At 33.9% G+C, this 11,304-nt stretch carries 9 protein-coding genes and 1 pseudogene; 2 read left to right on the top strand and 8 right to left on the bottom strand.

Translation table 11 applies throughout. The features are described 5' to 3' along the window. Window positions 1-12: 12 nt before the first annotated feature. The 6 genes from J2S72_RS04985 to J2S72_RS05010 form a co-directional block, all read right to left on the bottom strand. Complete coding sequence (locus tag J2S72_RS04985; protein ID WP_023054949.1) at window positions 13-1,758, bottom strand: ABC transporter ATP-binding protein; 1,746 nt, start codon at window positions 1,756-1,758, stop codon at window positions 13-15. Beyond that, complete coding sequence (locus tag J2S72_RS04990) at window positions 1,751-3,541, bottom strand: ABC transporter ATP-binding protein (protein ID WP_000933065.1); 1,791 nt, start codon at window positions 3,539-3,541, stop codon at window positions 1,751-1,753. The genes J2S72_RS04985 and J2S72_RS04990 overlap by 8 nt, the downstream gene beginning before the upstream one ends. After that, window positions 3,531-5,000 carry an ABC transporter ATP-binding protein gene (locus tag J2S72_RS04995; protein WP_019116057.1) on the bottom strand — a complete coding sequence of 490 codons (1,470 nt, stop codon included), beginning with the start codon at window positions 4,998-5,000 and terminating at the stop codon, window positions 3,531-3,533. Before J2S72_RS04995 ends, J2S72_RS04990 begins: the two co-directional genes overlap by 11 nt. After that, the gene (locus J2S72_RS05000) at window positions 4,985-5,755 is read right to left on the bottom strand and encodes an energy-coupling factor transporter transmembrane component T family protein (protein ID WP_442417715.1); all 771 of its coding nucleotides are present in this window, start codon (window positions 5,753-5,755) and stop codon (window positions 4,985-4,987) included. Before J2S72_RS05000 ends, J2S72_RS04995 begins: the two co-directional genes overlap by 16 nt. Next, complete coding sequence (locus tag J2S72_RS05005; RefSeq protein WP_001049471.1) at window positions 5,688-6,284, bottom strand: MptD family putative ECF transporter S component; 597 nt, start codon at window positions 6,282-6,284, stop codon at window positions 5,688-5,690. Before J2S72_RS05005 ends, J2S72_RS05000 begins: the two co-directional genes overlap by 68 nt. Before the next feature lie 123 nt (window positions 6,285-6,407). Continuing rightward, window positions 6,408-7,046: a TetR/AcrR family transcriptional regulator gene (locus J2S72_RS05010; RefSeq protein ID WP_001273433.1), complete on the bottom strand. Its 639-nt coding sequence runs from the start codon at window positions 7,044-7,046 to the stop codon at window positions 6,408-6,410. Window positions 7,047-7,343: 297 nt separating this feature from the next. Here J2S72_RS05010 and J2S72_RS05015 point away from each other — a divergent pair, with 297 nt between their 5' ends. Beyond that, a complete protein-coding gene (locus J2S72_RS05015) occupies window positions 7,344-7,694 on the top strand; it encodes a plasmid mobilization protein (protein ID WP_007895148.1) in 351 nt (116 codons plus the stop codon). Window positions 7,695-7,699: 5 nt separating this feature from the next. After that, entirely contained in the window at window positions 7,700-9,031 is a 1,332-nt protein-coding gene (locus J2S72_RS05020; protein ID WP_023054934.1) for a relaxase/mobilization nuclease domain-containing protein, read from the top strand. Window positions 9,032-9,123: 92 nt separating this feature from the next. Here the strand turns inward: J2S72_RS05020 and J2S72_RS05025 are convergent, their stop codons facing one another. Together J2S72_RS05025 and J2S72_RS05030 are read right to left on the bottom strand one after the other, a co-directional pair. Next, window positions 9,124-9,783, bottom strand: coding sequence for a hypothetical protein (locus J2S72_RS05025; protein ID WP_000384988.1), 660 nt, complete (start codon window positions 9,781-9,783; stop codon window positions 9,124-9,126). Between the two features lie 42 nt (window positions 9,784-9,825). Beyond that, a pseudogene (locus J2S72_RS05030) lies at window positions 9,826-11,220 on the bottom strand (helicase-related protein); the annotation flags it as partial. Window positions 11,221-11,304 lie beyond the last annotated feature (84 nt).

The following is an 11,304-nucleotide window of genomic DNA, read 5'->3' on the forward strand; positions in this document are numbered from 1 at the left end:
TTAGACCAATTTTTATATAATTTTTAGTCCTTTATTTTTTTCTTGCAGTTGTACCATATTTTTATAGATTCCATCTAAAGTCATTAAATCACTGTGATTTCCTTGTTCTGCAATATTCCCATCTTTTATTACAATAATATTATCAGCCTCTTTGATTGTGCCTAATCTATGGGCAATCACAAGCAATGTCTTGTTTTTTACCAATTCACTGATTGCTTCCTGTATATAGCTTTCATTGTCCACATCAACACTTGCTGTTGCCTCGTCAAGAATTACAATAGGAGCATCTTTTAATATGCAGCGAGCAATAGAAATTCTTTGTTTTTCACCACCGGATAGAGTTGCTCCTCCTTCTCCAATCATTGTGTCAAATCCATCAGGAAGTGCCATAATAAAGTCATAACATCTTGCTTTTTTTGCGGCTTCTATAACTTCTTCTTTCGTCGCATTTTCTTTCCCCATGGCAATATTATTAAAAATCGTATCTTGGAATAAATAAACTCTCTGGAAAACCATACTAATTTCCGACATCAATTCAGATAGTGAAACATCCTTTATATTCACTCCTCTAATCAAAATTTCACCGGAGTCTACATCCCAAAATCTCGCTAAAAGGTTGGCTACTGTAGATTTTCCTCCACCAGATTGTCCAACTAAAGCTGTCATTGTATTCTTTTTCATTTCAAAATTCATATCATGCAAAACCTCTTTTTCTCCATAAGAAAATTTCACATGATTAAAACTAATTTCCGGCTCACCAAACTTAGCCTTTAAGATATGTTTTTTACCTGTATCCTGTAGTTCTGTTTCATTTAATACTTCTTCAATACGATCTAAAGCAGCATTCATAACTGTTAGCCTGCTTGCTTCTCCATAAAGAGTTTTTAATGGACTGAATAAGTCAAATACAAATAGTATCAGTCCTAACACATAAGGAAGTTTCAACATTCCTTGTAAATGAAGATACAAAGCAAGTGCCAAAATAAATGTAATTCCGATACCATAAATGATGTTCAATCCGCTTGTCCAAGGTGTCATCTTCTTTTCAAACTTTATAGAAGTGTCTCTTGATGAAGCAAAGCTATCTGTAAGAGCCTTTGAATTGTCGCCTAAAAGGTTATAGCTTTTGATTACACTAATTCCTTCTGCAAATGACAAAACTGAATCTGTTAGCTTCTCTCCTTGCTCTTGCCTGATAACAGCTTCAGATAAAGACATCTTATTCATGCCGTTTGCAATCAGTGTTGCAACCAATATTACAAACACCGCAATCAATCCAATTCTGTAGTCCAAAACAAACATGAATATAGTAAGCACAACGGTTGAAAGCACATAACTCATCATATTAGCTATGGTACTCATGGATACTTCCTCAATGAATGCCATATCTGAACTTAAAACAGAATTGATTTTTCCTAAATTTCCTGATGTGAAATATCCCATAGGAAGTTTTCTAAGGTGATTTCCAAGCTCCATCCTTTTGTCTGCAAAAATCAGAAAGCCGGCTGCACTTTGCAATTTATCGCTTAAGAAATGAACCACCGCTTGTAATAAAACCACTAAAACAAGTCCTATTCCTACATATAGAAAAGTTTTGGAGGTATTCGTTTTTTCATAAAATCCTATCAAAACGGTAAATGCAATAAATATAGGCATTTTACTTAATATGGATTCAACAAAGGCAAAAACAAATGCCCCTTTAATTCTATTTTTATACTTTCCTGACAAGTTTAAAATTCTTGATATTAGCTCAAACATTCATTTCACCTGCCTTTCTATCAATTTTCCATTCCTTACTAAATATTGTCGCATCCCATAATTTACGGTAGTCTGCTGATGATTCTAACAAGTCCTTATGTTTTCCATTTGCAACTAAACGGCCATGATTCATTACCAATATTTGGTCTGCATCTACAATTGCCGGAAGTTTATGAGCAATTACAATCAATGTTTTACCTTTTACAAGTTCAGCAATCGCAGCTTCCATCTTTTCTTCATTTTCAGGATCTGCATAGGCAGTAGCTTCATCAAGTACAACAATCGGTGCATTTTTTAAGATAGCTCTTGCAAGGGATATTCTTTGTCTCTCTCCACCTGATAACATCTTTCCTGCCTCGCCAGCCAAAGAGTAAATACCATTTGGGAGCTTATCTAAAAATTCCATACACTGAGCTTTCTTTGCAGCTTCTATCACTTCTTCATCCGTAGCTGACAAATTTCCGATACGAATATTTTCTAAGAGTGAAGTATTAAATAAATATTGGTCTTGAGACACATAAGAAATCTCTTTATTCAGTGCCTTAAGACTCATATCCTGTAAATTTTGTCCTCCAATACTAATGCTTCCCTCTAAAACATCATAGTAATGAATTAAGAGTTTCGCTAAGGTGCTTTTACCTGAGCCTGATTCTCCAACAATGGCTGTCTTTTCTCCAACTTTTGCTGTAAAGCTCACATTATGAATCACATTTTTAATGTATGTTTCAGGTTGTCCATTCTCTCCCATCTTGCTTAGTTGATAACCAAATGTAACATTGTCATAGGAAATAGTTTGATCTATACCTTTAAACTTGTTTTCACCTTGTTTTAATGGTTCTATATTTAAAGCATCTTCCAATGCAGATATTTTATAATTAAGCTGTGGCATCGTTGGTAAAAATCCCAAAGCCTTTAAGAGTGGTAAGCCAATACTCAAAGATAGGCATAAAACCAATATCAAATCAGAAAGACTAACATAGCCCATGTAAGCAAAGTAACCGCCAAGCGGCAATGTTAATATAATCGTGCATGGGAGCAAGGCACTATACAATGCCATCCATGGCCATGCAGTCTTATACCAAGCGAGTGCATAATCTCTATAATCTCCAACATCTTTAGAAAATCTTTGATATGATTCCGCTTGCTTGTTAAACACTTTTACTACTTCCATACCATTCACATATTCAATAATGGTATTATTCATTTTTCCACTCGCCATATAATATGGTCCCATTTTTTTCATTCCTGCGGAATACATAATCATCATAGCGACAATGCTTAGTGGAATGGATGCCAAAGACATAAGTGCCAGTCTCCAGTCAACGAAAAACATTGCAATATATACCATTACAGGCACAATTAAATTGGCAATTCCTTCAGGCAATGAGTGTGCCAAAAGAACTTCCAAACTACCAATATCATCTACAAACATCTTTTTAATAGCACCTGTTCCCTTTTCTTCAATAGCTCCTAAGGGAAGATTCTCCATCTTTTTTTGTAGAGATGTTCTAAGTCCAAATAATGTGTTATATGCTGCCTTATGGGACATATTAAGACCCAAACCACCTAATAATGCTTGCAAAACCAAACATATCAAAATACCGGCAAGCAAAATAACTAACCTTTTGAATTCCAAATTTTGTCCTAAAATCAAAGGATTTATAATCTGATAAGCAAATAGAAATGGCACAACTCCCATAATGACACTTAATAGCATAATAAAACTCGCTAAATGTATTGTTTTCTTATGCGAACCAGCATACTCAAAAACCTTATTTAACATCATTCTCCTCCTTAATCAAAGATTTTTTATTATCCATAAAATCCATAATCACTTGTTCATTTCCTTTTACAGATATTTTTTTATAATTTTCTCTGCCAATCATTAAAACAGAATGGCAAGTTTTGAATAGTAGTTCCAAGTCATGCGTAATAATGATAAATGGAACTTCCTCTGATTTTTCTGTAATTAAATCAGATATAATACTCATACTTCTGTAATCAAGTCCAGAGGTCGGTTCATCTAAAACTATCAATTTTCGATTGGATAAAAACGAAGTAATAATCGCAAGTCTTTGTTTTTGACCACCAGACAATTTTTGTGGGTGGCTTACTTTCTTATGCCACAAATTTGTTTGCTTTAAGTAATCTCGTATTTCTTCCAAATCACTTTCCGTATTCTTTTCTTTACAAAATATCAGCTCATTTTCCACAGTGTCTAAAAAAATCTGAGCATCAACATCTTGCAAAACTAAATAAGAATTTTTCAATCGTTCCTTCTTGTTCTTTCCATAATTCACATCTAATCTTTTTTCGGAAAGCCCACACAAAGAATTTGCTAATGTTGTTTTCCCAATTCCATTAGAACCGATAATTCCCATGATTTCTTTTTCTTTAATGTCAAAAGTCAAATCTTTTATCAAAGTTCTTTTCCCTTGGTGAATATTTGCATTGTCGACTTTTATATAGCTTCTGGTTTTTAATGGCTCTTTTTCCGACACAAGTTCTTTTTCATTTAATGTTCTTAATTCCAGTTCTTTACACTTCCGGTTATCGAGTTCACCTTTTTTAAAAATATTTTCTACCGTTCCATCTTTCATATAGACAAGACGATCAAAAATATTTTTAAGGTAATACAATCTATGTTCAGCTATTACAATTGTCTTGCCAATCGCTTTTAACTTAACAAGTATGTTTTCAAATTTCCTTATACTGTCATAATCAAGGCTACTTGAAGGTTCGTCGAAAAAGATAATGTCTGTATCATAAATAAGTGTTCCTGCTATCGCCACCTTTTGTCTTTCTCCACCAGACAATTCAAAGATAGATTTTTTTCTTAGATGACCTATCTCCAATAAATTTAATGCTTTATCTACCTTTTCTTTTAATAAGTTCTCATCTAACCCAAGATTTTCTCCTACCAAAGCAACTTCATCTTCAACCACATCGCAAAAGAACTGATCCTTGGGATTTTGAAATACATTTCCTATATATTTTGCAAGTTCACCTTTCTGATACGAAGATATTTCTTTTCCCAAAAGCTCAATATTACCTTCTAAATTTCCTTCGTAAAAATATGGAATGAGTCCATTTAGAAGTCTTAAAAATGTTGTTTTCCCACATCCTGAAAGACCTGTTAATACAACTATCTCTCCTTTTTTTACAGACAGTTTTAAGTCTTTTAGTACTAAGTCCTCGCCGTATGAAAATTTGCGTATATTTGCTCCTAAGATATTTTCCATACACTCACCAAAACCAAAATTATTCCAATCATTAACATTACAATATCGATAAAAGTAAATTTTACATCATGAAAACTTGTTTTTTTGCCATCATATTCAATGCCTTTTGATATGATTGAACAAGTTAAGGTATCGCTTATATCTATGCACTTATACATAAGAGGAACAAAATATAATTCAAATGTTTTAATTGGTTTGAAAATACTTGCTTTAAATCCTCTAATTTTCATGCCATTGTTTATTTCCTTCATCCTAATAGAAATTTCCGGAATAAAACGAAAGAATACTGTGATTCCTATACCTATTCCACCATCAATACCAATTTTTCTAAATGCAGCAATTAGATGCGAAGAACTATACGAAGACAGCACTTTTCCCAAAATGAAAAGTGGAGCAAATTTCAACACTATAAGTAGCATTGTATATATAGAACCAACCAAAACATTTCCTAAGTGGGGTTTCAGCAAATAAATAAGCCCCCATACTATAAGCAATGAACATATCGTTCTAAATGCCTTTCTTATAGAAAATAAGAATAATAGTCCTAAGACAAAAATAAGGGAAAATAAATATTGTGATTGCTCTCCAACAGTTAGAATAACTGAAAATAGTAAAATCAACCCAACTATAGTAAGTGGGTTGATTTTATCTAATAGTTGGTACCCTTCTATATAGTTTTTTTCACCTTTACAAAACACTTTTTTTCTTCCTGTTGCTAAAGAATTTGTTGTAAATATATGTTCCAAAATTAGCACCAATAATTGATGCAACGATTGCGATCACTACGCAAATTGCAATGTTTTTAGGGGTGTAAAAATTATAAAGAAATGTTGCATAGTCTGTTGTAAACATCTTAGGGAATTGTTTTGTAAGACCTTCGACTCCAAATACGAATGTGAAATACATCGCATGAAGCGAATATATAAACATACCAGCACCAAAACCAAGTCCTACTCTCATATTTTTGTCTGAGTAATTTTCCTTTTTACCAATCACAAGCTCTGCTAATATTCCTGCAATTGCACAAACTACTATTACGGGCCACATTCCCATAAGAGCATAGAACACGCCGAGTAATAAGAAATATAAGAATGCTGTTCCTCTTTGTGCGACTTGTTTACACATTATTACAAAAACTGGTGCGGCAATAATTGTTGCAAGTGCCGATGATAAATACAAACTCGGAATCATTCCAAAAGAACCTGTCAAAAATCCTAATCCCATCGTAAGAACAAATCCAATAACAGAAAATACTGCTATTTTTACAATACCTTTTAAATTCATTTTTCTCCTCCTTGAATACATATAATATTTTTTATCTGCTTATAAAGCAGCATGTTGTCAATTTGTATAAAATTAAATCTTTAATATAACTAAGTTATATTTGATGCAAAAAAATTTTCCATTTTACAAACCTCTTATTTTGCCCCATCCTTCATTAAAGAATTTTGAAATTAGTTTGGCATTTAATTCTACTTCTTCTCTGCTTTTAGAATGAACAGCAACTTCAGATAAAGCATAATAATATGCATGGTTAATTAAGTGAATTCCCATATCGGTTATTACACTACCGACACCATCTTCACCATAAATCATGCTTAATATTTTGATGTGATTTTTATCTTCTATTTCCACGAGTTCATCTAAAAAATTACTGTATTTTGTTCCATAAGAACCAAACACTAATAACTCAAATGCATCTTTATTTTCAAAAAAATACAAGACCATCTTAACAGCGCCATGTGCTTTAAAGTCTAAAATTTTATAAATGGTTTCTTTCCCAAGTGGAACTTCCTTTTTATATGTCTCAAAACTCTTATCCTCATACATAGCATAGTATTTTCGGATTTGGCTTACAATCGGCTCAACTAACTCAGAAAAAAGTGCTTCCTTATCCTCAAAATGACCATAAAACGCCCCAGTAGTAACACCTGCTTCTTTGCAAATAGCTCTTAAATTTGCCTTTTCAAATCCTTGTTCTTTGAAAATTTTCTTACCACTATTAAGAATCCTATTATGAGTTACTTCATAATCTCCGTTTGCCATGATTTGCCCTCCTTTCTTCAAATATAACTTAGTTATATTATAACACTTGTTATGTTTAAAAGTCAAGATATTTATACACATACATTGACTTTTATGTTATAATTATATAACAAATTTGAAAACTTGCTTAACGCTTGCTATCTAATTCATTCTTTTGTAGCAAGCACAGTAAGTGTACGGACACTTACGAAAAAATTGATGAAGCAGCCCTCTGGGATCTGCTTCTTTTTTTATCAATTTTTAACTTGTTAGGGTGTACCCTAAGACCCCGAAATACATTCAAAGGAGGATTTACCTATGGCAAATAGAATACGAAATGAAAGACTTGAAATTAAATTAACCGAAGAAGAAAAGGCTCTTTTTGAGGAGAAAAGAAAACTTGCTAAGTGTAGAAATATGAGCCTTTTTATTCGCAAATGCGTTTTAGAAAAGGAAATATATCAAGTGGATTTAGAGCCGTTTAGAGATTTACAGGGCTTGCTTTCCAACGCTACAAACAACATAAATCAGATTGCAAAGCGTGTAAATTCGACCGGCATAATCTACAAAGATGATATAAACGATATGAAAAAGCAGATTGAACATTTCTCAAAAGAGTTGTGGCAAATTCATTCCCTGCTGCTTAACAGGACTTCAGGAGGTGATTAAATTTTATGGCTATTACAAAAATACATCCTATAAAATCAACCCTTAATCTTGCCATTTCATATATTGTTAATGGAGAAAAAACAGATGAGCAAATCTTAGTAAGCACTCATAAATGCCATCAGGAAACTGCTCATACTCAATTTTTAAGAACACGAAATGATGCAGGAACAAACGGAACTGTTCTTGCAAGACACCTCATTCAATCCTTTTTACCCGGAGAAGCAAGTCCTGAAATGGCACATCAAATCGGTCTTGAACTATGTAAAAAGATATTAAAGGATGAGTACGAATTTGTCTTATCTACCCATATAGATAAAGGGCATATTCATAATCACGTCATATTTAATAATGTAAATATGGTAACGGGCAAATGCTATCAGTCCAACAAGAGAAGTTACCACCAAATCAGGTATCAAAGCGATAAGCTATGCAAGGATAATAACCTTTCTGTGATTGATGAGTTCTACGAGAGCTATAAGAGAAAGTACAAAACAAATGGTAAGTCATGGTATGAAAATGAGCAATCTAAGAAAGGTAATTCTTGGAAAAGCAGGCTTCAATTTGACATTGATCGTTTGATAAAACAGTCTAAAGATTGGGAAGAATTTCTAAAGAAAATGGCGGAACTTGGTTATGAAATAAAGCATGGAAAACATATAGCTTTTAAGCCAAAAGATAAGCAGAGATTTACAAGGTCTAAGACGATTGGCGAAGATTATACCGAAGAAAGATTAAAAGAGCGTATTACAGAAAGGAGTGCTATTAAGGATCCTGCTGTCAAAAAACGAATAGGAAATGTCATCAATATGAATACCAATGCCAAAGTGAAAGAGAGCAAAGGCTATGAATATTGGGCAACAAAACATAACCTTAATACAATGGCTGAATCAGTTATTTTCATCAGAGAACATGGCATTAACTCCGTTAAACAGCTTGATGAATATATCAAAAAAAGTGCTGAAGAAAGACAAGGTTTACAAGATAAAATCAAAGAAATTGATAAGGACATGCAGCTACTTTCTGATACTATGGAACAAGTTCATACTGTTAAAAAATATCGAGCCTACTACAAAGAATATAAGGCAAATCCATCGGACAAGGCATTTTTTGAAGAATACAAATCGCAAATCACGCTCTATGAAACTGCTCTTTCCAAGCTGAAAAGCTCCTATTCTAAACTTCCAAATTCAAAGAATATTTTAGATAGACTTGATAAACTGCAAGAAAAAAAGAATATCCTCATGAAAGAGTATTCTTCCTCAAAATCTACTATGGACGAGCTTTATCAAATACGAAAGAACTATGAAATTTACATGGGCAAGGAGATTGAGAGATAATTTTTTCTCTCCTCTTTTTCTACCTTGATTTGGCAATTCAAGACCAATAAAAAAATAGTCGGTGCAGTCCTAAGACCACACCGACCGTAAATTTATCTCTCAGCTTCTTTGCTTACTTCTTTCTTTTCTTTCGGCTTTTCCTTATCTTCAGCCTGATATTTTTTGATAGCCCCAAGTACAGATTCTTTCTTTTCTTCTTGTCCTTTCATTTGTTCCTTTGCCTTTAACAGCTTTGAAGAAAGTATCCTGATGTTGCTATGCTCCTTGCCGTTATCATCAATGGAGGTTCTGATTTGTCCAAAGAGCTTAACAAAATCTCCCTGCTTAAAGTCCTTTGGAATATCGCTTTTTTCTCCGTATGCCGAGCAATTATGATAGACCTTATTCCCTTCATCATCTTTAGATACTACGGAGAAATTCGCTACCTTAAAGGCTTCTCCGTTCTTATTTTCCCTTTCAACTACATCAACCTCTCCAACGATATTTCCAACAATATTGATAAGATTATCCTTTTCTTCCTGAGCATAAGGCAGGTCTTTTATCTGTCCCTGTTCTCTTAAATCCTCAATCATATAGTCAAATTCCTCATGCAGCAAATTAAGGCTGTCATTGTCCATATAAGCGTCATAGAGCTTATCTAAGGCACTTTCATCATTGATACCTTTTTCCATGCTTATAATCGCTTTTACAAAGTCCTTATGGTTATCATTTACCATATCTTCTATCTGATTTCTCATTGTTTTGTAATCCATGTTTTTATCTCCTTTCATGGCAAAAGGGAGGTTCCCCTCCCCTTATCTTAAAAATTCCTGTTCTTTTGTTTTTTGCTTTTCTTCTGTTTTACTTTCATTTTGATAAGCTCTTATCTGTCCTAAAATAGATGGCTTATCCTCTGATTTTTGTGCAGTTTCTTCTTTGCAATGAAGATTGTCCTCCACATCATAGGTTGACTCAAAATAATCACTGTCCTTAAAGTCATTGTCATATCTATCAGGAATGCCATCATTATCGAGGTCTTTAGAGAGCGGATCATAGAAGTTACCCTCATCATCAATATCAAGTCCTGTTGCTGCTCTTAAATCTTCGGAATCAACATAAACCAAATCGCTAAAAGAGGACATTTCTATTTCATTTTTCATATTCCTTAGAGCTTCATTTTCTCCCTTGTTTTCATAGTCGAAGCTCTCTGTTTTGATAGGCATATCATCAATATACTGTGTCCATGTTTTAGCTTCTAAATCAAGCTCATACTGAATACCATGTCTTTCATCCGGTGTATTGGTATAGGCGATACCGATATGTTTTAAATCAGGATACAATGTGTCAAACTCATCATAGCTGTGGTTTTCTTCATACTCTCTGTTGCAGAAGTCAATAATCGCCCTCTTTACATCTTCCACAAGAGGATTGTCATTTCTCTTTTCTTCCACTTCTCCCATATCGAGTAGCTTATTCAGTTCTGCAAGTCTTAACATCTTAGTTTTCAGCTCATCAGCTTTTTCAAAAGGCTTTTTTAATTCCTCTTTGGCATTTTCCAGTTGTTCTTTTGTACTGATAAGTTTTTCTTCGAGCCTGTTTAATTTCTCAGGCATTTTCTCAAGAGCGTTATCCAGTCTTGTAATATTCCCGTCCGCACTTGTTCCAAGCTCTCCCGAATGCTTTGCAGCACCGTTTAAGCTAAAGTTATGTGAATTAGTGAAGAAGTTGTAACTTACCTCTAAATCCATATTCCTATACTTACCTATAACCTTGCTTTCATTTAATTTTACGGTCTTTATAGCTTCAATCAGTCTTTCTCCGGCTAATTTCTTATCGGTAATCTTTTCTCCTGCAATAGTAATAGAAGTAAACTTTTCCTCACCTTCCGCTTTTGGCTCTACATTGGATATATCTTTTTTTACAGCTTCAATGAGCTTTTCCGTTCTTGCGATTTCTTCAGGATAGTTTTTCGACACTTTATCCTCTAATCTGTAACGATTGGACTTATAGTTTGCTTCAAGCATTTTAAGTTTTGTAACCTCGTTGTCCAAATCCATCTTTTCTTTAATCTTAGGATCGCCAGTGGCAAGGGCTTTAATCTCTGCATAGTTAAGGGAGCTTTCGTCCACATCTTCCGCCACACGAACAGGAGTCTTTGAAGTCATAATCTGAGAAATAAATTTCTGCTTATTCTCTATCGTCTGGTCGAGTAGGTCAGGGATATTACTATCCCTTTCCCCTCTAAGAACCGTGCATGAGAGTTTCCCCTCACACGGCTCAAGTTTTTATAAGCC

The sequence above is a fragment of the Peptoniphilus koenoeneniae genome, from assembly GCF_030812875.1.
GTDB lineage: Bacteria > Bacillota > Clostridia > Tissierellales > Peptoniphilaceae > Peptoniphilus_B > Peptoniphilus_B koenoeneniae.